At 36.7% G+C, this 22,515-nt stretch carries 26 protein-coding genes and 3 tRNA genes; 22 read left to right on the top strand and 7 right to left on the bottom strand.

The features are described from left to right. The first annotated feature begins 21 nt into the window (after positions 1-21). The 4 genes from HMPREF1477_RS09845 (at position 22) to HMPREF1477_RS04455 (ending at position 1,381) form a co-directional block, all read left to right on the top strand. Positions 22-813 (top strand): inverse autotransporter beta domain-containing protein, encoded by a 792-nt coding sequence (locus HMPREF1477_RS09845; RefSeq protein WP_342353674.1) that lies wholly within the window; start codon positions 22-24, stop codon positions 811-813. 296 nt (positions 814-1,109) lie between these two features. Then, positions 1,110-1,185 (top strand) — tRNA-Asp (locus tag HMPREF1477_RS04465). A 20-nt stretch (positions 1,186-1,205) separates the two neighbouring features. Further along, positions 1,206-1,281, top strand: a tRNA-Phe gene (locus HMPREF1477_RS04460). A gap of 14 nt (positions 1,282-1,295) precedes the next feature. Beyond that, positions 1,296-1,381: transfer RNA gene (locus HMPREF1477_RS04455), tRNA-Leu, on the top strand. 92 nt (positions 1,382-1,473) lie between these two features. Here the strand turns inward: HMPREF1477_RS04455 and HMPREF1477_RS04450 are convergent. Next, the gene (locus HMPREF1477_RS04450; RefSeq protein ID WP_016475967.1) at positions 1,474-2,547 is read right to left on the bottom strand and encodes a site-specific integrase; all 1,074 of its coding nucleotides are present in this window, start codon (positions 2,545-2,547) and stop codon (positions 1,474-1,476) included. Positions 2,548-2,746: 199 nt separating this feature from the next. Between HMPREF1477_RS04450 and HMPREF1477_RS04445 the strand changes: the two genes are divergently transcribed. Then, entirely contained in the window at positions 2,747-2,950 is a 204-nt protein-coding gene (locus tag HMPREF1477_RS04445) for a hypothetical protein (RefSeq protein WP_148529036.1), read from the top strand. Here HMPREF1477_RS04445 and HMPREF1477_RS04440 read toward each other — a convergent pair whose 3' ends face one another. The 5 genes from HMPREF1477_RS04440 to HMPREF1477_RS09770 all read right to left on the bottom strand — a co-directional run bounded on the left by HMPREF1477_RS04440 (position 2,951) and on the right by HMPREF1477_RS09770 (position 6,555). Continuing rightward, positions 2,951-3,952 carry a restriction endonuclease gene (locus tag HMPREF1477_RS04440; protein WP_016475965.1) on the bottom strand — a complete coding sequence of 334 codons (1,002 nt, stop codon included), beginning with the start codon at positions 3,950-3,952 and terminating at the stop codon, positions 2,951-2,953. 59 nt (positions 3,953-4,011) lie between these two features. Beyond that, positions 4,012-4,395, bottom strand: coding sequence for a hypothetical protein (locus tag HMPREF1477_RS04435; RefSeq protein ID WP_016475964.1), 384 nt, complete (start codon positions 4,393-4,395; stop codon positions 4,012-4,014). A gap of 28 nt (positions 4,396-4,423) precedes the next feature. Further along, positions 4,424-4,993 carry a hypothetical protein gene (locus HMPREF1477_RS04430; RefSeq protein WP_016475963.1) on the bottom strand — a complete coding sequence of 190 codons (570 nt, stop codon included), beginning with the start codon at positions 4,991-4,993 and terminating at the stop codon, positions 4,424-4,426. Between the two features lie 306 nt (positions 4,994-5,299). Next, entirely contained in the window at positions 5,300-6,160 is an 861-nt protein-coding gene (dinD, locus tag HMPREF1477_RS04425; RefSeq protein WP_016475962.1) for a DNA damage-inducible protein D, read from the bottom strand. 17 nt (positions 6,161-6,177) lie between these two features. Next, positions 6,178-6,555, bottom strand: a complete 378-nt coding sequence (locus HMPREF1477_RS09770) for a helix-turn-helix domain-containing protein (RefSeq protein WP_016475961.1) — start codon at positions 6,553-6,555, stop codon at positions 6,178-6,180. A 203-nt stretch (positions 6,556-6,758) separates the two neighbouring features. Here HMPREF1477_RS09770 and HMPREF1477_RS04415 point away from each other — a divergent pair, with 203 nt between their 5' ends. The 5 genes from HMPREF1477_RS04415 to HMPREF1477_RS04395 all read left to right on the top strand — a co-directional run bounded on the left by HMPREF1477_RS04415 (position 6,759) and on the right by HMPREF1477_RS04395 (position 9,977). After that, positions 6,759-7,028 (top strand): hypothetical protein, encoded by a 270-nt coding sequence (locus HMPREF1477_RS04415; protein WP_016475960.1) that lies wholly within the window; start codon positions 6,759-6,761, stop codon positions 7,026-7,028. 352 nt (positions 7,029-7,380) lie between these two features. Then, on the top strand, positions 7,381-8,814 hold the full coding sequence (locus HMPREF1477_RS04410) for a hypothetical protein (protein ID WP_016475959.1): 1,434 nt from the start codon (positions 7,381-7,383) through the stop codon (positions 8,812-8,814). Between the two features lie 461 nt (positions 8,815-9,275). Further along, positions 9,276-9,497: a type II toxin-antitoxin system RelB family antitoxin gene (relB, locus tag HMPREF1477_RS04405; RefSeq protein WP_016475958.1), complete on the top strand. Its 222-nt coding sequence runs from the start codon at positions 9,276-9,278 to the stop codon at positions 9,495-9,497. Next, positions 9,487-9,753: a type II toxin-antitoxin system RelE/ParE family toxin gene (locus tag HMPREF1477_RS04400; RefSeq protein WP_016475957.1), complete on the top strand. Its 267-nt coding sequence runs from the start codon at positions 9,487-9,489 to the stop codon at positions 9,751-9,753. The genes relB and HMPREF1477_RS04400 overlap by 11 nt, the downstream gene beginning before the upstream one ends. A gap of 11 nt (positions 9,754-9,764) precedes the next feature. Further along, positions 9,765-9,977 carry a hypothetical protein gene (locus HMPREF1477_RS04395; RefSeq protein WP_009661003.1) on the top strand — a complete coding sequence of 71 codons (213 nt, stop codon included), beginning with the start codon at positions 9,765-9,767 and terminating at the stop codon, positions 9,975-9,977. Positions 9,978-10,019: 42 nt separating this feature from the next. Here the strand turns inward: HMPREF1477_RS04395 and HMPREF1477_RS04390 are convergent, their stop codons facing one another. Then, the gene (locus tag HMPREF1477_RS04390) at positions 10,020-10,811 is read right to left on the bottom strand and encodes a carbon-nitrogen family hydrolase (RefSeq protein ID WP_016475956.1); all 792 of its coding nucleotides are present in this window, start codon (positions 10,809-10,811) and stop codon (positions 10,020-10,022) included. A gap of 176 nt (positions 10,812-10,987) precedes the next feature. On the opposite strand from HMPREF1477_RS04390, the gene HMPREF1477_RS04385 reads away from it, so the two are divergent. The 12 genes from HMPREF1477_RS04385 to HMPREF1477_RS04330 all read left to right on the top strand — a co-directional run bounded on the left by HMPREF1477_RS04385 (position 10,988) and on the right by HMPREF1477_RS04330 (position 22,432). Next, complete coding sequence (locus HMPREF1477_RS04385; RefSeq protein ID WP_016475955.1) at positions 10,988-11,794, top strand: polysaccharide deacetylase family protein; 807 nt, start codon at positions 10,988-10,990, stop codon at positions 11,792-11,794. Between the two features lie 11 nt (positions 11,795-11,805). Next, positions 11,806-12,744, top strand: a complete 939-nt coding sequence (locus tag HMPREF1477_RS04380; RefSeq protein ID WP_005377648.1) for a phosphodiester glycosidase family protein — start codon at positions 11,806-11,808, stop codon at positions 12,742-12,744. 8 nt (positions 12,745-12,752) lie between these two features. After that, positions 12,753-13,694: a hypothetical protein gene (locus tag HMPREF1477_RS04375; RefSeq protein ID WP_005377691.1), complete on the top strand. Its 942-nt coding sequence runs from the start codon at positions 12,753-12,755 to the stop codon at positions 13,692-13,694. 168 nt (positions 13,695-13,862) lie between these two features. Further along, positions 13,863-14,942 (top strand): lipopolysaccharide heptosyltransferase II, encoded by a 1,080-nt coding sequence (gene waaF / locus HMPREF1477_RS04370; RefSeq protein WP_016475954.1) that lies wholly within the window; start codon positions 13,863-13,865, stop codon positions 14,940-14,942. A gap of 82 nt (positions 14,943-15,024) precedes the next feature. Then, complete coding sequence (locus tag HMPREF1477_RS04365) at positions 15,025-15,342, top strand: hypothetical protein (protein WP_005382186.1); 318 nt, start codon at positions 15,025-15,027, stop codon at positions 15,340-15,342. 490 nt (positions 15,343-15,832) lie between these two features. After that, the gene (locus tag HMPREF1477_RS04360; RefSeq protein WP_009661019.1) at positions 15,833-17,185 is read left to right on the top strand and encodes a pyruvate carboxylase subunit B; all 1,353 of its coding nucleotides are present in this window, start codon (positions 15,833-15,835) and stop codon (positions 17,183-17,185) included. Between the two features lie 138 nt (positions 17,186-17,323). Further along, a complete protein-coding gene (locus tag HMPREF1477_RS04355; RefSeq protein WP_005377717.1) occupies positions 17,324-18,667 on the top strand; it encodes a cell wall metabolism sensor histidine kinase WalK in 1,344 nt (447 codons plus the stop codon). Further along, positions 18,660-19,349 (top strand): response regulator transcription factor, encoded by a 690-nt coding sequence (locus tag HMPREF1477_RS04350; protein ID WP_005377711.1) that lies wholly within the window; start codon positions 18,660-18,662, stop codon positions 19,347-19,349. The genes HMPREF1477_RS04355 and HMPREF1477_RS04350 overlap by 8 nt, the downstream gene beginning before the upstream one ends. A 445-nt stretch (positions 19,350-19,794) precedes the next feature. After that, positions 19,795-20,892, top strand: a complete 1,098-nt coding sequence (locus tag HMPREF1477_RS04345) for a S1C family serine protease (RefSeq protein WP_016475953.1) — start codon at positions 19,795-19,797, stop codon at positions 20,890-20,892. A 228-nt stretch (positions 20,893-21,120) separates the two neighbouring features. Beyond that, positions 21,121-21,444 carry a PadR family transcriptional regulator gene (locus HMPREF1477_RS04340; protein ID WP_016475952.1) on the top strand — a complete coding sequence of 108 codons (324 nt, stop codon included), beginning with the start codon at positions 21,121-21,123 and terminating at the stop codon, positions 21,442-21,444. Beyond that, a complete protein-coding gene (locus tag HMPREF1477_RS04335) occupies positions 21,437-22,012 on the top strand; it encodes a DUF1700 domain-containing protein (protein ID WP_009661008.1) in 576 nt (191 codons plus the stop codon). Before HMPREF1477_RS04340 ends, HMPREF1477_RS04335 begins: the two co-directional genes overlap by 8 nt. Before the next feature lie 9 nt (positions 22,013-22,021). Next, complete coding sequence (locus HMPREF1477_RS04330; protein ID WP_016475951.1) at positions 22,022-22,432, top strand: hypothetical protein; 411 nt, start codon at positions 22,022-22,024, stop codon at positions 22,430-22,432. The last annotated feature ends 83 nt before the right edge of the window (positions 22,433-22,515 follow it).

The raw sequence follows: 22,515 nt of genomic DNA, 5'->3' as shown, positions 1-22,515 counted from the left end.
TCGGACTCAGATTTTGGAAGAATTGACGGTCAAGGAACTTATATTGATAAAGGTGAAGTAGTAGAACATGATACTCTTGGTGTTGTCGGTACTGCTGGTATTGGCTATCGTCGTCTTAGTACACATGAGCATGCCTACGTCGGTACCAATGTATTCTATGACTATGCTTTTAAGAATAAATTTTCTCGTATTAGTGCAGGATTAGAATATGTAGCTGGTCTAAATACGATTAGTGTCAATGTATACCATGGACTATCAGAAAAAACGGTGGGTCCTTATCACATTAACACACCTTTGCGTCAAGTACCACGGGCAATAGATTTTCATGATAGCTTAAGTTCACCGCCTAATGGTATTCGAAAAACACCTCGATATTCTTATGAACATGTATTGGATGGCTTTGATATACGGTATACACGAGATTATAAGAATGCTCGTTGGCTATCTAGTTATGTGGAAGGATATCATTGGAAAACAAAAGCGCCAGGAAAACATCCAGAAGAGATGTACTATATTGACCAACATAAGTGGCAATCTATACATGGATTAAAGGTAGGCGCTAAAATGAATGTGACGCCTCATATTTCTGTAGATTTAGGAATTGGTAAAAGTAATATTAGTTCTGTAGAACCGTATGTATCTGTTATGTATACCTTAGGTAAGTCTAAATATGCGTACTTTGGTGGTAAGCATAGCGAAAATGTGATGACTTCGCCACGTTCTAAGATGTTCGATAAGGTTAAACGCAGTGATATGAAGGTTGAGTATTATTGGGAACAAGACTTGCGTGATGGTCCTTGGGATCATCTATAATCAGTATCATGCTGGTAGAAATACTATAATCAACAATTTCATATAACTATATTTGAATTGGCACCTAAGGTTTCCTTATAGAAATCTAGGTGCCAATTTTATTTCTATAAATTTTGGTCTAATCTGGAGTATATTAAAGTATACTGAATATAAATGATTAATATATACGATTTTTGATGTATAATTCATATTTCTATATATTTTGGAAAAATTCATTTAAAAATTAGAAAAAAGTACTTGCATTATATGAGTGGCTCATGTTAATATATACGAGTAGTCAACGAGAGTTGATACGCGGCCCCGTGGTGTAGCGGTTAACATGTCGCCCTGTCACGGCGAAGATCGTCAGTTCAAATCTGATCGGGGTCGCCATTTTTTTTTACAAAAAACATGCCTCGGTAGCTCAGTCGGTAGAGCAACGGACTGAAAATCCGTGTGTCGACAGTTCGATTCTGTCCTGAGGCACCATTTTTGTATTCCACGCGGTTGTGGTGGAATGGCAGACACGCCATCTTGAGGGGGTGGTGAGCGTACGCTCGTGAGGGTTCAAGTCCCTCCAACCGCACCAAGCTGATTAAATAAGGGCTTACAGGTAATTCTGTAAGCCCTTATTTTTGTTTGACATCATAAAATCTTGCGTGGTTTGACATCATTTTGACATCAGAATATTTTAGAAATACGTTCTACGATGTCATCTTCCATTTTAGGTGTAACATGTGAGTAGGTATCCATCGTTTCTTGGAATGAAGCATGTCCTAGACGTTCCTGTATGGCTTTCATATTGGCCCCATTTTCAATGAGAAGGGTGGCATGGGTATGTCTAGTACCATGCATAGTAAAAGATGGCTTACCGATTAAATTAGCGTATTTCTTACATAGCTTGCTGACTTCATCAGGACAACGAGGACCGCCTTTTATACCAGGAAATACAAGGTTATTATTAATCCAGTTCATGGTTTTAATTCTACGCTTGTCTATGACCGTTTTGTGCTTCATAAGCTCCTGGAGTGTATCTGAATCGATGGCAATTATCCGATTTGAGGATGTTGTCTTAGTTGTATTGGATATAACTGCCGTAGATCCGATTTTGAGGGCAGTTTGTGAAATAGATACAGTTGATTTCTTGAAATCAATATCCGACCATCTTAAGCCTAATAATTCAGACCGCCGCATACCTGTTGCAAATGCTAATTTAAAGAGCGCATGATGTTCTACATTAGAGATATTGGATAAGAAGTTTTTAACCTCATCTGCAGATAGCGTTACCATATGACGGACTTTTACCTGTTTTGGCCGGTCTATGTTTTTCATATAGTTTTTAGGAATAATGTCATCTTTTACCGCCTGCTCTAATATGGATCCTAGAATTGTCATGGCGTAGGATATAGTCCTTGATGATAATCCATCCATTGATTCAAAGACATACCGTAATGTATTAGGTTTAATTTCGGCTAACTTCATGCCACCGATTTTATCTCTGATATAGCGATTAATAATGCCTGTATAGCTTTGATATGTGGCAGGGGTTATAGTCTTTTCCTTTAGATTCAGCCATATATTAATCCAGGTGTTTAATGAAATAGTATCGTCGAAATTAGCACATGCTTGATTTGTATTTACGTATTTCTCCATGGATTCTATGGCAGCTTTTTTGGTAGTACCATAAAAGTATTTACGCTTACCATTTATCATTTTGGATACTTGGTAGCGTCCATCGGTTCGTTTTTTAGCCATAAAAATAACCTCCTTGGCATAGTTAATAAGCCTTAGAGGTTTTATGGTATAATGTTATTGGAGTAAAAATGAAGTACCTCTAAGGTATGTAGTTTTTAATGGCCCTCACTGCGGTGAGGGCTTATTTTTTTATAGAGTTGGGTATTGCACGGATTAGCGAGGAAGAATTATAATGAGGGTAGGAAAGGAAGGTAATCATATGAATATGTTATATCAATATGTTGGATATGCTGTTTGGTATGGTACATTTATTTCAGCACTATCCGCAATTTTAGCAATACCCTTTATATGGATGCCTTCTGTTTGGCATTATTCTATTGCTGGTATTGAAATAACTAAGTATATAATTTGTATTATTGCAACAATATTAGTTATAACTAACGTGACAATAACTTTACATTAATTAACGAAGCTCTTTTGGTGTCTGAATTTTTAGATTTTCCATGGAGCTTTTTAATTTTTCTAACTCAATTCTAGCCATTTCTTCTTCATGTCTATTCATTTCTTTATAAATACTAATGGCTCCTTCGGAATTAATTGAATATTTTTGGCCGGCAATTTCAAAACTAGTATTTGCACCAAATGCAAATAAGGAGAAACCACCGAGTAAAATCGTAAGAGCGGCAGCACCTCCTATATATTGAATAACTCCAGGAGATTCGACCATCATTTTTATTTCTAGTTCATCCAATTCCTTTTCTTTTTCAGCAAAATTAAAACGGTCTATATAAGCGAGCGTATTACTAAGTAATGCATTCATATTACGAGTAGAAATCCCGTTTTCTTGTTCTACGTGCAAGGTTACGTTTAATTTATTGTTTTTATAATAAATTGAATGTAAGTTTCTATCTATATACATATCATAAGACGAGGCGTCTGTAATTGTGTTTCTAGCCCACATTAGCTTGAATAATTGAGGGTCCAGCTTATTCTTTTTTATAGTTGTAATCCATTTTATGTCTCTACGCTTTTTGTATTTACAGATTTTGTATCCAACATCTTCATCATCAAGAAAATCATCTGAATCGTTTAATTCGTCAGCATCTTCCGTATAAATATAAGCGTCGCTTGTAATTTCACCAATGGCCAAATCTCGACTATTTTTTGAAGGAATTAATACAATATCACCTATTTCCATTGTATTGATAAATGTAAGAATCTGATTAACTGCCAATCCAAAGCGACGCTCATTAGGATAGTGTTCTTTGAATTTGTTTTTTAGCGTATCAATATCGTCATAAGCAGTCATATTCTTTAAATTATCTATATTGCAAAAATCATCCCAGCCTAATGCAATAAAGTTATTAATTTTAAAGTCTGGATAATATTCTCCACCTTCTGTTCTAAAGAACCAGTATTTACGATCTGAAGGTATCTCCGGAATAACTATTGTACGTGTATCCATTTTTTCTCCTTTATTACAAAGCCTCTTACCCAGTAGTAGGGTAGGAGGCTTATTAGTTACTAACAAATCTTAGGAACCAGGTATTTAACAATTTCCCTTGCAGTATTAACTGAGTTTTCACTGTTAAAGTTGATATTGTTTTCATCGTTGGTCCTGTCAAAACCTTTCATCGATGTGTTTTCGTGGCCGTATGTGGCAAATTCTAAAAATCCGGAAGTAACACCAGTTGATTTTACTTGAATGGCTAAGATGTTCTTTATTGGAATGATTTTGTAGGTACGATTCCCCAAGTTGAATAGACCACCTTGGGTGCGATCGATAACAACACATGTATCATACACAAATAAATTAGCACCAATACCATCTAAGTGGTATAAGTGTTGACCCATAAAGTCCTTTGTAGGGCTTTCGATAACTTTCGGTTCACTGCTAAAAAATCCCATAATACTAACCTCCCTGTATTAAACACTTTTATATTCCAAATATCCCTTTAATGATGCTACGATTGCGCTCGTGTTTAGCTTTTCTTTCTGCTTCTTTTTGCTGAACAATTCTAGCTTCCTGTTGTGCCTGTTCTAGCTGAGCTTTTTCTTCAGCGCGTGCCTGTGCTTCATCGGCTTGTTGTTTCTTGTAATCTGCTAGTTTAGTATCACGGCCAACTAATCCTTTTACAGAAGCAATAAGTGCTTCATCACCACTACCTGGAGCGGCTACGTGGTTTTGGCCATTGAAATCATCTTGAACAATCGCAGCATCGGAACCATCTTGGTAAATATAATATTGACCAACATCCATAGAGTTATCTTTGAAGTATATGATATAAGACATAAGGTCTTGGTGACCGTTGGTCCGCACCCATACAGCCCATGCCGTCGCAGTATCTGTTGATGGGTCATATGACAATGTATTCAAATCGACTTTCCCCGTGTAGTTCGCATTTGAATAGAACCATTGCCAACGTGCGTCGTTAAATTCCTTCGCACTAACCATCATAGTTGAACATAATGCAAATATTGTTGCTAATACTAATCCCTTTTTCATTTTGTATCTCCCAGTATTAAATAATATGGTGATAAAAGTCGATTCCGTTAAGGTCAACATCTTCAATTTGAGACATTCTAACCATACGCTCGACTAAATTAACGTGATGATCGACATAAAAATCATCATTAATAATATGCATTAATTCATGTTTAATTTCCTCTCTCATGCGATCATGAGGGAGGTTTTTGTGTATGTAGATGTTTATGAGTATCTACATCTTCACATTCCTCTGACACAGCATTGGCATGTGGTAAGTCGCAGTATATCAAATTTACAACCAATATAACACTCTCCCCTTTAAAGTCATTTTTTATTTTGTGGATTGGTATCAATAGACTTTAAATGTTTATTAATTTTACGTTCGATTTTCTTCAAGTCTTTTTCTGCTGGCAGTTCCTCTGGTTTAATTCCGCGTTCCGCTAGCATTTCACGAATGGTCGAATTATTCTGTACGTGTTCGTCTGTAATAGGCTCTTCTCCATACATATCGTTTTGTTCAACATTATGATTCGTCATTTCTGTTGCTAGATTTTTAGCTGCAATTGTTACAGTGGGAAGAAAATCAGCTAGAGGACGTGTAGGGTTAACTCCAAGTTTGTCTTTCATAGCTTGTGTAGAATGCCCTCCAAATAATGCAGTATCACCTTTGGAGCGAATGCGTGCAAAGCCTTTATTATCAACGCCGCGCTCGTATATATTTTGTGAAAGTCGCTTTTCTGACTCTTTTAATTGGTCGCGAGCCTCCAGCCGTTTTATATCTTTGTCGTACCGCTCTAAGGTTTCTTGTTCGTGAGTTTTTACAGCAAAATAGGTCTGTGCTAAAGCAATGACCTCTTTGCGAGGGTCGCCATTCATGGCGATTAAATAGCAGGCGTATCTTGTCAATTTAATATCATCGACGTTTCTTGTTGCGCCACTTCCGATTTCAACCATTCCGCCCACGTCGGCGAAATGGTCAGAAGTTATATGACCACTGCTTTTACATGCTTTTTTAGCTTTGGCTATAACAGGTAAAAATTTTCTGTATTCAGTATATTCTAATAATCTTTGCAAATCCCTAGCATACCAATACTCAATACCTTCATCATCAAGTTGCTTTATAGAATCAAAAGGCGATGTATACGAACCTGTACCAGTATTTTCCTCAAGAAAAAAGAAAAACATATAAGCTTCACCTCCTATTATTTATGTTTTAGTTTTAGCAGCTCTATATACTCAACAGCCTTCTCCATGTCCTCCTTACTGATATCTTTTGCAGCAGAAAAAAGCATGCGTGCCCCTGGACGTGTGCGTAAGTATTCCGCGAATTCAGCTGCTTCAGGAATTGTGTAGTATCCTTTTGTTTCGCTTGGAATTGTTATTTCCTCACCAACTTCAGCTAACTCATCAGGCCTTATATTTAAGCCTTTACAAATTTTTATGATGTTATCAATTGATGCTCCACCAACATTTCGTAATATTGAAAATAATGTAGAAGGAGGCATTCCTATTTTTGCCGCAAATTCTCGTTGGGTACCTTGTTCTTTGATTTTCTCTTTTAGATAATCTTCTCTAGTCATTTTAGAAGCTCCTATATAAACAATCTATATCTGTATAATATCAATTAATGTTTGAAATTTCAATATAGATTTATTTGGCTTGCACGAAACATAAAGCTACAATAAATCCATAAAGATGAACGAAATTTCGTTTATCTGATGTTAAAATTTGTATATTGTCATTGAGCGAAGTTCAGAGCTTAACAGTCAAGCAGGCGACCGAATTGCAAGAATTGAAGATTATCAACGAAGAGAGGGCGAAGGACTTAACCGCCTTGAAGGATATCAACAAGAAACAGGGCGAAGAGTTAGCAAAGGCATCGGAAGTAATAACCGAGCAAGCAAGCTCATTGGAGAGAGCCTCGACATCATTAGACGAGTTTAAAGCGGAACTAAAGAACAACCGAAGAACTGAACAAAGGTTACGCCGTCAACGTGATACATGGGCGATTAGTAATGCTGCACTTTTCTTGGCTGGTGCATTACGTAGATAACATGGAGGTGATCTCATTTCTCCTTACTGCATAAAGGTGGATATGCAGACAATTTTTGATTATCAAACAAGGGCACTTACTATAAAAGTAGGTGCCCTATTTTTTGCAGTTTTGACATCAATTTATATTAAAATATGCTAAAATATATAATTATATATGTTATATAAAAGCTGATAGATACTGTATTCCTTGAGTTTATAAATATTTATTAAATGCTACGCCATCTTGAGGGGGTGGTGAACGTACGCTCGTGAGGGTTCAAGTCCCTCCAACCGCACCAAATATAAGGACCTACAGTTCACTGTAGGTCCTTTTTTATATCTGTATGAGCAGAGTTTTATGGGGGAGAGATATGATTAAAAAAAGTATTGCCTTATGCATGCTTTCACTAGCATTGTCTTGTCAATCTAGTTTAGCTGTATCAGTAGAAAATCAAAGTCAGACGTCAAGTATTACAATTAAAAGTAATATAAAATCTGAAGATTCTTTAAAGTCAGAGTTTGTTGAAATTATTCCTGGTGCATTTAAAAGAGTCGGGACGGGCAATTCAAAAACACCAAGAAAGCTTTCAGCAGAAGAAATTGAGTTATTGAAAGCACAAAGTCAGAAACGAGCTAAACAACGATTATTAGAACTACAAAAGTCAGATATGAAGGTGGAGTATCAAATTTTTGATCCCCTTTATAATGATCGGGATGAAAAGGCACTCAAACAAATTACGCGCTATAATACGTTAGAAACAAATAAGCAAGGTTATGGATATGGCAGTAGAGATAAACCATTACGTATCGTAAGTCCTTATATGAGAAAAAATGGACACGGGGAAATTAAATTAACGAATCCAGTTAATATTCCATCCTACAGAACACGTACAGATAAGAATAAAGCAAGTGATAAAGAATTTAAAGCCTTTCTAGAAAAGAATAAAGGGAAATCTTATGATCTGTATACGGCTAGAACTAAAGAGGAGATAAAAGAATCAATAGAGGCATTTTTTAAGCCCATAGAGTTAATTGAATATCCTATAAATAATCCTAAGGATTATAAGCTGGTTGCTACGATTCCAGGGTTTCCTAAACAAATACCTAGCTTTGCAAAGAATATTCATCTACATAGTAATCCCCCGTTCCTACAAGGCGGTTCATATGTACAACTGGCTTTTGGTGGTACACCAGATCAATTGAAGCCTTACATTGATGAGGCACGGATTGATTCTAAAGTTGTCATTTCGAAATCTGATCTATCCAATGTATATGTAAAAAACTATGTTGATTCAAATATGGAATATGCAGATACTTTGAAAACCTTACTGCCTACATCGATAGTTATTGTAAAAAATACAACAGTACCTATGGGCAAATATGTACAAAATCTAGTGGATAATCCTATTGAGAAATCTGTTGATGAAATGTATGCATTACAGAATCAAGTGTTGGCTGAATTTAATAAGATTAAGATTGATGGTGAGGATAGCGAAGCTAAGTATAAACGTTATGTAGAAACGCGCAAGAGAGTAGAGGCTGAACGAGATAGATTAAAACCTAAACCGACGGATACGGTAGGTTTAGGTAAGAAGAAATATCCTATTTATACAGAGTTGGAGAATCGAAAACTACAGAAACAATATTTACATAGATTGTCTTTTAATGAAGACTCGGTAGAAATACCTGCTGGTTATGTAATATATTTATTTGATTTCGGTGGTAATTGGAATCATCCATATGCGTTGGGCGCAGCGGTGAGCCCTGAGAAAAATTATATTATTTATTTCTGTCAGCGCGGTTAATTGTAGATTTAATATTGTAAGTAGCTGATTTAATCTCTTTATAAATGGCAATTATTAAACTAAAAATAAATTATTGACATAAAATATTTTAAAATATAAAATAATTGTAGACATACTGGCGTGTCAAAAAGGGATTAGAGAGTTTAGCCAGATACAATATGATATAGTTCGAGAGATCTATATACAAATTAAGACATGTTACGAGAGAGACGAGAGAAGAGTAACATGTCTTTTTTGTATACCTAAAAACAGATAATAGCTCGTTTTATATAGTATAATTACAGCTTTTTATACTACGGCTGATAAATAAATATAGTAAAAAATAAATAAAATATGGATGCTACAAGAACTTCGTGCAGAAATTGCTGTATTAAAAGCAAGCATGACAAAATAATATAATTATAGTTATAGACAGGCACCTCCTTATGTATTACAATGTAATACATAAGGAGGTGCTTTGTATGTCAAATATTTCTGTGAGACTTAATGAACAAGAAGAAACACTGTTTAAAACTTATGCGGAATTTATGGATGAAACCTTGTCAACACTATTTAAAAAAGCGTTACTAGAAAAAATTGAAAATGACTTTGATCTTAGAGTCGGCCAAGAAGCTCTGAAAGAATATAAACAGGATCCTGTTACATATTCTGTAGCGGAAATGCGTGCAAAGTATGGTTTATAAGCTAGAGTTTAGTAAACGGTTTGACCGACAATTTTCAAAGTTGGATAAGTCAACACAACGTTATATTTTTAATTGGTTGATAAAACATTTGGATAATGTAGAAAATCCACGATATTCTGGTAAATCATTGACTGGTAATAAACAAGGATTGTGGCGGTATAGAATTGGTAACTATAGAGTTATTGCTGATATTAGTGATACGAATTGTGTGATTATAGCGGTAGAAGTAGGACATCGGAAATTTATTTATAAGTAGAGGTCATAATAATGAAATACTTACGTCGTGAATTAAACCAAGTAGAAAAGGAATATTTAAAACAATTTGGCGAAGATTCCTTAAATCGTGTTATCCTTCATGATCCTAATACAAAGGACAAGCAAGAGGTTCAAGATACGATTGATATTTTAAAAGAAGCGATAGCAAAAAACAAACCTCTAGAACAAGTACCAGAGGATATGTGGAATCTTATTGAATTCTAATGTAAAAGACACATTGCAAATTATAGCAATGTGTCTTTTATGTTATAGATTATACAGTTCTGGTTTACGGTCCCTGAATATATTGATTTTGTTGCGAATGTCTTCGACAACATCGAAATCAATATCTACAGTAGCAATACCTTCCTCAGTATTCATTTCTAATAGATTTGTACCCCATGGATCATATACGGCGGAGTGTCCAGTACTTTGGACGCGACCAACCGTGCCACAGCCGTTTACAGCACACACGAATAATTGATTCTCTATGGAGCGTACTTCATTAAGTACTTGCCAGTGTCGTAGGCGCATAGTAGGCCATTGAGCTGGCACAAATAGCAATTCTGTATTCGGTAATGCGGCCATGCGCACTAATTCTGGAAAGCGGATATCGTAGCAAATAACGGTGCTACACGGAATGCCATCTAACTCAAAATGTGTGGTATGCGTGCCGCCTGCGAAGTATTGATCTTCTTTCGCGGGACTAAATCCATGCATTTTAGAGTACTCTCCAACGAGCGTGCCTTCTCGGTTATAGGCATAGGAGGTATTGAACACAACATCATTTTTAGCAACTGCTACGGAACCGCCTATGATGTTTACGTTGTGCTCTTTTGCAAATGCACTTAATAATGATTGAGTTCGTTCTCCGTTTCTGTCAGCGATGTTGATTAACTCTTTTGATGGATAGAACCCGGTATTCCAAGTTTCTGGTAATACGATAATATCTGGATGTTCAGAAAGTGATTGAGAGAGTAATTCTTGAACACGAGTATAGTTATATTCTACGTCATTTACATGGACGTCCATTTGAATAATAGTTAGGCGTTTTTTCATAGTAAATCCTTTATTTGATGAAATAGTATCATTTATGTGAAATATATTATAATTAAAATATTAAAACATTATTGAGTAGATTACAATCACGGGTAAACAATTCGCTAGTTTTTACTATTCTCTTTATAAATGATATAATATAAGTTATTAAATTGTGTCTATATAAAGGGGGACCTATGAAACGATTTTCATTGGTAGTGCTTTTCACAATTGTAATTGCTACAGCGTTAGCAGGATGTGGAATGCTTTCACAGCAAACGACAGAAAATGAAACTAAAACGCCACCTACACAACAGGTTACGATGGTACATCCGTCGGGAGTTCCGGTGCTCATGTATCACAAGATTGGCGATGATAAAGATAATGATGCGGTTATCCGCGAGGATTTATTCCGTCAGCAAATGAAGTTCCTCAAGGATAATGGATACCATCCATTGACGATGGATCAATTATACGATTATGTAGTTAATGGTGCAGCGGTACCTGAAAAGCCTGTAGTACTAACCTTTGATGATGGTTATGCAGATACATACTCTATCGTGTATCCATTGATGAAAGAATATGCTTTTGCTGCTACTGTATTTGTTAATCCAGGCGATGTAGGAACGCGGCTTACATGGGAACAGCTAAAAGAAATGAAAGACAATGGTATAACTATTTCTAATCATGGATTCCAACATGTGGAAATGGGCCAACTTTCAAAAGCAGCACAAATGGAAAACATTCAAAAAGCACAACAAGCGTTAGCTGATAAGTTAGGAATTACAGATAACCCTTGGTTCTGTTATCCCTATGGGGACAAAAATAAGGATACAGATGCTGCCACAAAAGACAGTGGTATAAAGATGGCAATGGCTATGAAGTCCGGTTGGGCTCATACAGGGGATAATCCATACAATATTTTACGTGTTTGGGTTGGTAATGCCGTAGACATCAAGCATTTTGAAGAACGAATTAGCACTGAACATTACAGTGATTTATAAGGAGATATACATTGTTTAAAAAGAATTGGGTAAAGTTCATCATTATGGTGTTCTTATTTACCGCAGTCACATCACCATTCGTGGTATTGTTTGGACCATTTAATAATGTAAAACGTGCCGTTATTGGTGCTATCTTACAATCTCGTCATCCTCAATACATTACATGGTTATTCAGCAACGATGAATTGCAATCTATTTTGGGGACAGTAGGCGTTGTAAAGAGTCAAGATTTGTTTAAATTTAATGCTCGCGAAGATAAAGACTTAAAATTGGAAAAAATTGAGTCTTCTCGTTATGTAGGGTACGTACTTGAAATTCCAGATCCACGCCGTATCCAAGTTGCGACAGCTGCAAACATTCAAGAAAAAGGGGATACTACAAGTAATATTGCTAAAATGAATGGTGCCGTAGCAGCTATCAATGGTGGTGGCTTTCACGATCCTAATGGTACTGGTACAGGCCGCTTGCCATATGGTTTTATCCTTCACGAAGGGGATTATATCATCGGTAAGGATGTGGGGCCTGATGAATCCGTTGATTTTGTAGGTTTCTCTAAATCTGGTAACCTCATTGCGGGCAACTATGATAAAACTGAATTAGCTGATATGAAAGCTATGGAAGGTATTACCTTTGGGCCACCTCTTATCGTAGATGGTAAGAAGATGATCACCGATGGCGATGGCGGTTGGGGCGTAGGTCCTCGTACGGCCATAGGTCAACGTAAGGATGGTACTGTGTTGTTCGTTGTAATCGACGGTCGTCAACCAGGTTATTCCTTGGGTGCTACCTTGCGTGATGTGCAAGATGTACTTTATGAAAAGGGCGCATACATCGCGGCTAACCTCGATGGTGGCTCTAGCTCTACATTGTATTTAAATGGCAAAGTTGTAAATAAACCAGCCGATTTGTTAGGGGAACGGATGATTCCTACGGCGTTTATCGTGAAATAGGAGGAACAATGAAACCTTTTACGCGTGTACTGAGCGCCTTTGCGGTAGGTATTCTACTGCAAGGAGGGGTGTATCTGTACCTTGATCAATATATGTTTGCACCGACTACGGAATTTAATGTCTCTGGTGCGTCTAAGGATGACACGAAAAACTTCCCTGACGTAAAGGAGGGACGTAAATACGTATCTTATGACCATCAATTTATGGCTGTTGTTACAGATGAATCTCTTCGGATTTATAAGGCTGGTGAAAGCAAGCCTACAACGGTTAGTTTGAAAGGTCGCTCCATTAGCTATTTTGATTGGATGCCAGATCGTAACTATGCAATTATGGGCCTGTATACGGACAACAAGGTTGTTATGGCCCGACTCAATGCAGATGATCCGGAACACGAAGTAGATACAGAACTTGAAGATGTACCAAAGGGAAGTCGCATTGTTGATGCGGCATATTCCGAAGCGACAAATGTGGTGTACATGAAGGTAAAAGTTCGTGAAGGTGCATACCGGATTTACAGAACTGATGCGAACTATGATACGCGTCGCGTTTACATGCAAGCTACGGACATTGGTCGTATTGCTGTATTCTATGATGAAGATAATTTCTTCTACGATAATGCTAAAACTGGCGACATCTTCATGTTTAATGGTATCGAAGGTGGTTGGCGTGTTATCAACCCACCTGGACGATTCCGTTTGCTTGGTGTAGATACTAGCAAGACCATCTATATTGCTCGTGTCGATGAAGATAATAATGTATTAACTGTATACTCTGGTAAATTAGGCGTAGGATTTAAACCTATTTATAAATACAATAATCCGACTACCTTGTCTGAAGTAACTATGAATGCGGTGAAAGAAATTATTGCCAATGGCAGTGATGATACGACCAAAGTAACAGAAGATAACGATAAATCATCTAAAGACTCTAGCTCTAAGAAAAAGAATTAATATAAAGCCTTTATAATCGCAGGTTATAAAGGCTTTATTTATAAACTTATTTAGTTTTATACGACATAATTCAAGTTGAACTCATATATATTTCGTTATAATCGGTATATGAGTATACGAGATGATGATTTAACGGGCGACGATAATACATGAGAAAGGCGGTTGTCTATGAATATATTGTTTGTACGGCTCAGTTATATTGGTGATATACTGCATGCCACAGCCGCCGCAAGGTGGATAAAGCAACAGTATCCGGATGCAAAATTACATTGGATTGTTACACCGAGCATGGCTGAACTATTAGAACATAATCCCTATGTAGATCATATAATTCCTTGGGAACGGGATGAATATGAGGCTCATTCAAAAAAATTACACCTTCGTACCATGTGGAATATGTGGTGGGATTTACGAAAACGTTTAAAGCCTTATCACTTCGATATAGCTGTTGATGTACAAGGTCGGCTTATTACGGGGCTTGTACTATTGGCATCTGGTGCACCTATACGGTTAGGATTAGGGGGTACTAAAGAACTGAATTGGTTATTTACTAATTACAAATCGAAGAATCGGTCAAAGCATGTTATAGAGCAATATCTTGATGTAGCTAAATTACTGCCAGGTGCATTAAACACAGAAACTATCCCTGTTGAGACTAAGAATATGAATCTAATGGATCTCATTGTAACAGCTGATGAGCAACAACGAGCTAAATTCGAAGTGGAAACGGCGTTTACAGAAAAAGATAGACCATTGATAGGTTTAGTTTTAGGTTCATCATGGCAGACTAAGTCCTGGCCTTATGAAAAGTGGCAACAACTAATTGATTCCCTGTCCTATAGAAGCAATTTTATATGCTTGGGTGGACCAAAAGAAGCACAAGAGTTTGAAGAATTGATGCAACATGTAGAGAAAGAGAATTTGCCAGTTTACAATAAATTAGGTAAGACTACTTTACGTGAAATGGCGGCTCTTCTTGGTGAATGTGAGGTGGTAGTAGCCTGTGATACGGGTGCACTACATATGGCCGTGGCTCTACAACGCCCTGTAATAGCTTTATTTGGCCCTACAAACCCTGCAGAGTGGGGACCTCTGACTGGAACCTATAAAGTGCTACAAAATCATGATATGGAGTGCTTAGGATGCCGTAAACGAAAATGTCCGAAGGGAAAAGCGTACTGTATGTCTGGTATTGATCCAGTTATGGTGAAGGAACATATTATTGAATTATTAGGTGTAAAGAATTAGACTTAAATAAGAGTGATAATATATAAAGTTAGCTAGAATACGCATTATGTTGGTCGTCTAACTAGTAGAATAGGAGTATATAATGGCAAAGTTTAAAATTCAAAAAGGCTTATCAGACGCAGAAATGATGAAGCAATGGGGTGGAAATGATAACTTTGAAGAAACTATGATGCAGGCGGAACGCAATGCAGCGAAACCTGTGATTCATCAAAGTCCTAAGCAAACACAAGATGCATTTTATCGTGAATTTTTAACTGAGAAGGTGGAAACGCTTATCGGTAAGATGCTGTTAGACATTAAAATGGAGTATTTTAAAGAGGGCGAAGGGGCATTCTCTATCCAAGTAAAACGAGATGGCAAGAATATTGTTCTTGAAACAGCACCTAAAAAGGTGAAATAAAAAGTATATTTGAAATAGAAAATGTATATTCATGAATATTAGATTACCTTTGTCAATCATCAAAAAAAGTGATAACAAGATCTGTAAATCAAGATAATTCGTTGTACTACATCAATAAATACTGATATACTTTCGTACATAAATAAAAATTATAACGATATGAGGATTAGTTTGCTTTTACATTCTCATTAACATACTCATTTGGTAATGATTAAAAATGCACGATAAAATCTAGCATAACGAGAGTTTTTGGTGATTTTTTTTACACTTTTATATCAAAAATGCATGCTTTTTGATGATAAATAAGCATAATATACTTGTTGACAAAGAATTTTAGAAGTAGTCTAATATAAGTATGTTCCAATAATTCCTAGCACATTTTACCTACATAAGTAGGAACTATAGGAATTGTTGATAAATAGGTATGAGATAGTCATTGAGTGTATGTATAAAATTACATCACCTTACTATTTCGAATTGGAGGATTAACATGGCTAAAAAATTAAGAATCTGTGAAACCGTTCTTCGTGACGGTCATCAATCTATTTTGGCAACTCGCATGCGTTACGAACAAATGGAACCAGTGCTTGGCCTTTTAGATGAAATCGGTTATGAAGCTCTTGAATGTTGGGGCGGCGCTACTTATGATAGCTGTCTTCGTTTCTTGAACGAAGATCCATGGGAACGTCTTCGCAAATTAAAAGCTAATGTAAAAAATACACCACTACAAATGTTACTTCGTGGCCAAAACTTGTTGGGCTACAAACATTACTCTGATGATGTAGTGGAAGCATTCTGTAAAGCTGCTGTAAAAAATGGTATCGACCGTATCCGTATTTTCGACGCATTGAACGACCCTCGTAACATGGAAGCTGCTATTAAATATTCCAAAAAAGCAGGCGCACACGTTCAATCCGCTATGGTATACACTATTTCTCCAGTTCATACAACTGAAAGCTTCTTGAAAGTTGCTGAAACTTTGGTTGAAATGGGTACTGATTCTCTTTGCATTAAAGATATGTCCGGTTTGTTAGGACCTGCTGATGCATATGATTTGGTTTCCACATTCAAAAAACGTTTTGGTGAATTGCCAATCGACTTGCACAGCCATTTCACTTGCGGTCTTGCAAGCACTACATACTGGGAAGCTGCTAAAGCTGGTGTAGATATCATCGATACTGCTATCTCCCCATTTGCTCATGCAACTAGCCAACCAGCTACTGAAACTATGATCGAAATGTTCAAAGGCACTGAATGGGATCTTGGTCTTGACCTTGATAAATATATTCCATTAGTTGATCATTTCCGTAAAGTAAAACAACAAATCGCTGAAGAATTCAACTTGAAACCAGCTAGCGATGTAATCCCAGCTGTTCGTCGTTACCAAATTCCTGGCGGTATGTTGTCCAATACTCAAAACCAATTGAACGAAATGGGTATGGGCGATCGCTTCTTCGACGTAATGGATGAAATGCCACGCGTTCGTGAAGACTTGGGTTACCCTCCATTGGTAACTCCAACATCTCAAATCGTTGGTACAATGGCTATGATGAACGTTATGATGGGCGACCGTTATAAAATGGTTCCTAACGAAGTTAAAGACCTTGTACGCGGTAAATATGGTGCATTGCCTGGTAAAATTTCTGACGAAATTCGTCACACTATCATTGATGATGAAGAACCTATCACTTGCCGTCCAGCAGATCTTATTGAACCTGAATTGGCAGGTTACACTGAAGATTTGAACTCCAAAGGTTACACTGGCATCACTGAAGAAGACGTATTAACATATGCTATGTTCCCAGAAGTTGCAATTAACTTCTTCGAAGCTAACCGTCGTTAATCTTAATATTAACAGCTCTACCTTTTAGGTAGGGCTGTTTTTATGTTTATACGAATTTTATATTTTCTCTTGCTAATCATGAGTAAAATAGCGTACACTATAAGGAGTATCTACTAATTATGATATTGAGGTAATCCTGTGAATTTACAAATTAGAATTTGGATATCCAATGTTGTTCTATTTGTAGTTCCTATATTAATTGCAATTATTCTATTTTTGTTATATTTTTCAGGACTACGCATTTTAGCGAATGCCGGATACTATTTGCGTATCGAGCAAGAACAACAGTTTAAAAGTGTTAGCCGTGTGGCTGAGACTATTACCTTTTATGGTATAGACAATGGTTTAATGGATTCTCTTGTTAAACCAAGCTATAGTTTGTTAGACCCTAATGAGGTGTATGTAGAAATTCTCGATCAGGGAAAGGTTCTGTATTCTTACGGTACACAACAGATTTATAATGAATCTGCTATCGTTGGCTTGATTGATGTAAATCCTGAGTTACAAGGGATTGTCTATCAGTCAAATCATACCTTTGTGTACGAAATGCGTAAGAATGAAGGACGTCATGCATATCTATATCACATAGCTATTAAACGAGCTGTGCATGGAAGTGATAGTTTGATGGAGACCGTTTCGTTCTACATTAGCATTGTTGCATTACTTTTGTTTATAGTTACATTTTTTGCAATTAACCGATTTGTGACAAAGTTCATTATGATTCACGTCCGCAATATGACGGAATCATTACGAGCTGCTAATTACCAAATCGAAATGGAGCAGGAGCAACAAAAAGAATTGCTTGCAGGTATTTCTCATGATATCCGTACTCCATTAACTGCAATTAAGGCCTATGCAGAAGGCGTTCGGGATGGTATCGCGCCAACCGAAGAGCAACAAAAACGCTACATGGGAATCATTTTGAAGCGCGCTAATGATCTAGATTCTATGTTGGAGGAATTGTTCCTTATTACAACATTGAACTATAAAAAGGAATCTAGACCATCAGAGAAAATAGAATTAGGGAAATACGTACAAGGTTTTGTAGAAGATCATATAGAACATTATAAGTCTAGAGGTCTTGAACTGAGCCAACGTGTTACAGTTAAGGATGCTACTATTATGGCGAATCCGCAGTTATTACAGCGGGTTTTGCAAAATATTTTAAATAATAGTGCAAAATATAAGATGGCAGATATAGGACATAGTGTTATTGATGTCACCGAAGATGAAAGTCATGTGTACTGTGTGGTAAGTGATGATGGCCCTGGGGTTCCGCCAGAGTCGCTTGACCGACTTATGCGTCCGTTTTATCGAGTTGATTCGTCCCGCACTAATCCACAGGAGGGGAGTGGACTTGGTCTTTCGATTATTAGACGTATTATGGAAATTTTCGAAGGTCGTGTAGTGATAGAAAATATTAGACCACATGGACTTAGAATTATTTTAGAGTTCCCGAAAAAAGGAGAAAATCATGAGTGAACATATTCTAATAATTGAAGACGATATTGATATTGCTAATATTGAGCGTGATTATTTGATGGTTGCTGGTTATGACGTAACTGTTATGAATAATGGTACTGATGGTATTGAAGCTGCTTTGAATACGCCAGTAGATTTAATTATTTTGGACGTTATGTTGCCAGAAATGGACGGCTTTGAAGTGTGTCGCGCCATTCGTGATAAAGTGCGCGTACCAATCGTGATGGTAACTGCACGCCTCGATGATATTGATAAAATTCGTGGCCTTGGCGTAGGTGCTGATGATTACATCGAAAAACCATTCTCTCCATCTGTATTGATTGCAAAAATTAAGGCTATGTTAGCACAATATAAACGACTTACTGAAAAAGATGTCGTTGATACAAATGCTATTCAATCCGGTGATATTCGCCTTGATCCTAAGATGATGAAAGTTTGGGTAAATGACAAAGAAGTTCATCTTAAGAAAAAAGAATTCCAATTATTAGAATTTCTTATGCGTAACCGGGATATCGTATTTTCTAAAGAAGAATTATATTCCCGTGTATGGGGGTTAGATTCGTATGGCGACTATGCAACTGTAGCAGTTCACATCAATCGTTTGCGTGAAGAAATCGAAGAAAATCCATCTGATAGTAAACATATCATTACAGTTTGGGGCGTAGGTTACAAGTTTGTATAAAAAGCATAGCTAAATTCACTTTTAGTTCATGGATTGGTGAGCTGTTGATGTTATATATGTTTTTAGGGACTATCTTATAGAGAAATAATTGAAGTTTTATATATTTTTTATATACTATGCTTTATTTTTTAGAGATTTTGTGTATACTATAACTGTAAGGATTATTATGAAGATATACGGAAAAGATACACTTAACTTCTCTCTCTTAATAAGTTCTCTCTCAACTTTTCCGTCTTCATATATAACTCTCTCTCACAGTCCTTACACTCTCAAACTATATGCAAAAGAGGTATTCATTAGTTAATGCTAATGAATACCTCTTTTGTTTTCTTATCTTTTTACATATAATTTAGGAATGGTAATAATTGTTATATTGCAAATCTAAAGAATTAGCCCTATAATAATTGTGCATTGATTGTATGCAATTAAAAATAGGAGACAAAATATGAATATAAAACAATATAAGAAACAGATTATAGCATGTGCTATTGCACTATGCGTAGGTGTAGGAGGAGGTTATTATTTCTTTGGTACACCAGCAGGTACGCAACAGAGTGTTGTGACAAATCAAACTAAGCAAACAAAACCGTTGACTGAAGCTCGTAATACCTATGTTGTACAAGCGGCTAAAAAATCGGGCCCCGCCATAGTAGGTATTACAACACAAGTATTCCAAAAGGATATTTTTAATCGTACCATTTATGCAGGTGAAGGCGTTGGTTCAGGTGTTTTAATAGATAATGAAGGTCATATTGTAACGAATAACCACGTTGTATCCGGTGCTAGCAATGGTGAGGTTACAGTTTCGCTGTCTGATGGTACTACCGTCAAAGGTACTGTTATGGGCACTGATGAACAATCTGATTTAGCTGTCGTAAAGATAGATCCACCTAAAAATATTCAACCTGTTGCTATAGGTGACTCCGATTCTTTACAGGTAGGTGAACCAGCAATTGCCATTGGCAACCCATTAGGTCTTGAATTTAAAGGTTCTGTTACATCTGGTGTAATTAGTGCTTTAGCTCGTACCATTGATGATCAAGGACAACGTTTCCCATTGATTCAAACTGATGCTGCCATTAACCCAGGAAACTCTGGTGGTGCATTGCTAAATGCTGATGGTGAGTTAATTGGCATTAATAGCTCTAAAATTTCTAAAGAGGGTGTAGAAGGAATGGGCTTTGCCATTCCTATTAATTCTGCAAAACCTATTATTGACTCTATCATTAAAAACGGTAAGGTCATTCGCCCATATTTAGGCGTATGGGCTGTAGATCGGCAAACAGCGGCTCGCAATAATGTAAGCTATGAAGGGGAAGGCCTTCTTATTGTACAATTGGATCCTACCGGTCCTGTGGCTCGAGCTGGTATTGTAGAAGGTGATACGATTGCTCAAATCGATGGTAAGAATGTAAGTACATTAATCGAATTGAAAGAGCAAATTGACGCCAAGAGCCCTGGCGATACTATTTTAGTATCCTATACTCATAATGGTAAAATGAAAAGTACTCAAGTTACATTAGGGCAATCCTCGTCTAACTAATAGTTTTAGAAATAGAAAATTATATATAAAATCCTTTCGACTGGTGGAACTCTAGATATTATCTGCATTTTTCAGCACGTTGAAAGGATTTTTTATTTTATAAAACATTTTTTACAAGGTACCTTGCAATTCGAGGTACCTTGTGATATTATGTATTTGTCAGTATAAGATAGTGACCGTAAGAGAGCTTTCACATTGGCAGGTAGGCACAACCTAAAGGGAGGAACTATGCAAGTTCAATTAAAAAAAGGTGTTATGGATATGTTGGTGCTAGCATTATTAACACAGCAGGATCGCTATGGATATGAAATTGTAAGCACTATTTCGGAATACATAGAAATTTCTGAAGGAACGATATATCCATTATTTAATAGGCTAAAAAAAGAGAAGTATGTTGAAACCTATTTAAAGGAATCTTCTACAGGGCCTTCTCGGAAATATTATCATATAACAGATACAGGCCGACAGGCTTATAACGAGATGAGACGAGAATGGAATGAGTTTTCTGGCGTTGTAAATATCCTGTTGAAAGGAGTCGACTATAATGAATAAGAAAAGTTTTTTAGAAGCACTGCGTAATATCTTCAAAAAGGCACGTGTTGCTGATGTTGAAAGTATTATAGAGGTTTATGAAGAACACTTTGCTGTAGGCCATGAAAAAGGCCTTACAGATGATGAAATTATTAAATCCTTGGGGACTCCAGAGGAAATTTATGCATCCTATGTAGATGCTGGAATTATTACAGATACGTTAAATGAGGATGGTAATACAAGTAAATCTGTGAATATGCAAGAAATCTATGCTAGATTTGATGAGTATAAAGAACGCTTATTACCACAACTGCCGGGAATGGCAAAAAAGGCATCGAAGACATTAGTTGCTATTGGCAGTGCGTTAGCCTATATTGTAGGCGTACTTATATTGGTGATTACGCCAGCTATTTTATATTTATTAGGTAGCTCATGGCAACCATTTGAAAATGTAACCGCATTTCCTGCGTTATCTATGATAACTTTAGTTGCACTCGCAGGTGTAGGCCTTTTTGGTGGCCTTACATGTATATTTATCGGTGCTGAACTTCGTGGTGTACGCGAACGTTATTTCAGCAATGTAGATTAAGGAGGACCTATGAGACGAATTATAATTGCTGCCATTCTAACTGTAATCAGTGCTGTAGGGGTAGGTACATCCTTTGCTGTAAATGATTTACCAAATTTTGGTGAATGGATGAAAACCAATGAACAACAGTTTAGAAAACCACATAGACATGATGGTTCTAATATGCATATGGACCAACATATGATGGATGGAAATAATCAAATGATGCCTCAAGATGGTATGGGGCCAAATAATGGTCAACATATGTACCAAAATTGTCAAAACCAAATGATGCCTCAAGATGGTATGGGACGAAATAATGGTCAGTATATGAATCAAAATGGTCAAATGCCTCCACAAGGTCCAGGATCACAACAATCTAATGGTAATGCACCACAACAACAAACTGGTCAAGGTGCACCACAAACTACACAAAACTAACAATATTTTATGAGTCCTTTTCTCTCATAAAATAATAGAGAACGTGGTCGTGAAAGTGCATTCATGGCCACCGTAGAGCCACA

Source organism: Veillonella sp. HPA0037 (assembly GCF_000411535.1).
GTDB classification, from domain to species: Bacteria; Bacillota; Negativicutes; order Veillonellales; family Veillonellaceae; genus Veillonella; species Veillonella atypica.
Note: the sequence above shows the minus strand (reverse complement) of the source record. Positions and strands in the feature narration are given on the sequence as shown.

Coding starts and splice junctions, on each gene's coding strand:
- HMPREF1477_RS04360 (WP_009661019.1), top strand. CDS start 15,833: ATGGCTAAAAAATTAAGAATCTGTGAAACCGTTCTTCGTGACGGTCAT.
- HMPREF1477_RS04450 (WP_016475967.1), bottom strand. CDS start 2,547: ATGGCTAAAAAACGAACCGATGGACGCTACCAAGTATCCAAAATGATA.
- HMPREF1477_RS04430 (WP_016475963.1), bottom strand. CDS start 4,993: ATGAAAAAGGGATTAGTATTAGCAACAATATTTGCATTATGTTCAACT.
- dinD (WP_016475962.1), bottom strand. CDS start 6,160: ATGTTTTTCTTTTTTCTTGAGGAAAATACTGGTACAGGTTCGTATACA.
- HMPREF1477_RS04330 (WP_016475951.1), top strand. CDS start 22,022: ATGAGACGAATTATAATTGCTGCCATTCTAACTGTAATCAGTGCTGTA.
- HMPREF1477_RS04390 (WP_016475956.1), bottom strand. CDS start 10,811: ATGAAAAAACGCCTAACTATTATTCAAATGGACGTCCATGTAAATGAC.
- HMPREF1477_RS04440 (WP_016475965.1), bottom strand. CDS start 3,952: ATGGATACACGTACAATAGTTATTCCGGAGATACCTTCAGATCGTAAA.
- HMPREF1477_RS04365 (WP_005382186.1), top strand. CDS start 15,025: ATGGCAAAGTTTAAAATTCAAAAAGGCTTATCAGACGCAGAAATGATG.
- HMPREF1477_RS04375 (WP_005377691.1), top strand. CDS start 12,753: ATGAAACCTTTTACGCGTGTACTGAGCGCCTTTGCGGTAGGTATTCTA.
- relB (WP_016475958.1), top strand. CDS start 9,276: ATGTCAAATATTTCTGTGAGACTTAATGAACAAGAAGAAACACTGTTT.
- HMPREF1477_RS04340 (WP_016475952.1), top strand. CDS start 21,121: ATGCAAGTTCAATTAAAAAAAGGTGTTATGGATATGTTGGTGCTAGCA.
- HMPREF1477_RS04435 (WP_016475964.1), bottom strand. CDS start 4,395: ATGGGATTTTTTAGCAGTGAACCGAAAGTTATCGAAAGCCCTACAAAG.
- HMPREF1477_RS04410 (WP_016475959.1), top strand. CDS start 7,381: ATGATTAAAAAAAGTATTGCCTTATGCATGCTTTCACTAGCATTGTCT.
- HMPREF1477_RS04395 (WP_009661003.1), top strand. CDS start 9,765: ATGAAATACTTACGTCGTGAATTAAACCAAGTAGAAAAGGAATATTTA.
- HMPREF1477_RS04350 (WP_005377711.1), top strand. CDS start 18,660: ATGAGTGAACATATTCTAATAATTGAAGACGATATTGATATTGCTAAT.
- HMPREF1477_RS04400 (WP_016475957.1), top strand. CDS start 9,487: ATGGTTTATAAGCTAGAGTTTAGTAAACGGTTTGACCGACAATTTTCA.
- HMPREF1477_RS04445 (WP_148529036.1), top strand. CDS start 2,747: ATGAATATGTTATATCAATATGTTGGATATGCTGTTTGGTATGGTACA.
- HMPREF1477_RS04335 (WP_009661008.1), top strand. CDS start 21,437: ATGAATAAGAAAAGTTTTTTAGAAGCACTGCGTAATATCTTCAAAAAG.
- HMPREF1477_RS09770 (WP_016475961.1), bottom strand. CDS start 6,555: ATGACTAGAGAAGATTATCTAAAAGAGAAAATCAAAGAACAAGGTACC.
- HMPREF1477_RS04385 (WP_016475955.1), top strand. CDS start 10,988: ATGAAACGATTTTCATTGGTAGTGCTTTTCACAATTGTAATTGCTACA.
- waaF (WP_016475954.1), top strand. CDS start 13,863: ATGAATATATTGTTTGTACGGCTCAGTTATATTGGTGATATACTGCAT.
- HMPREF1477_RS04345 (WP_016475953.1), top strand. CDS start 19,795: ATGAATATAAAACAATATAAGAAACAGATTATAGCATGTGCTATTGCA.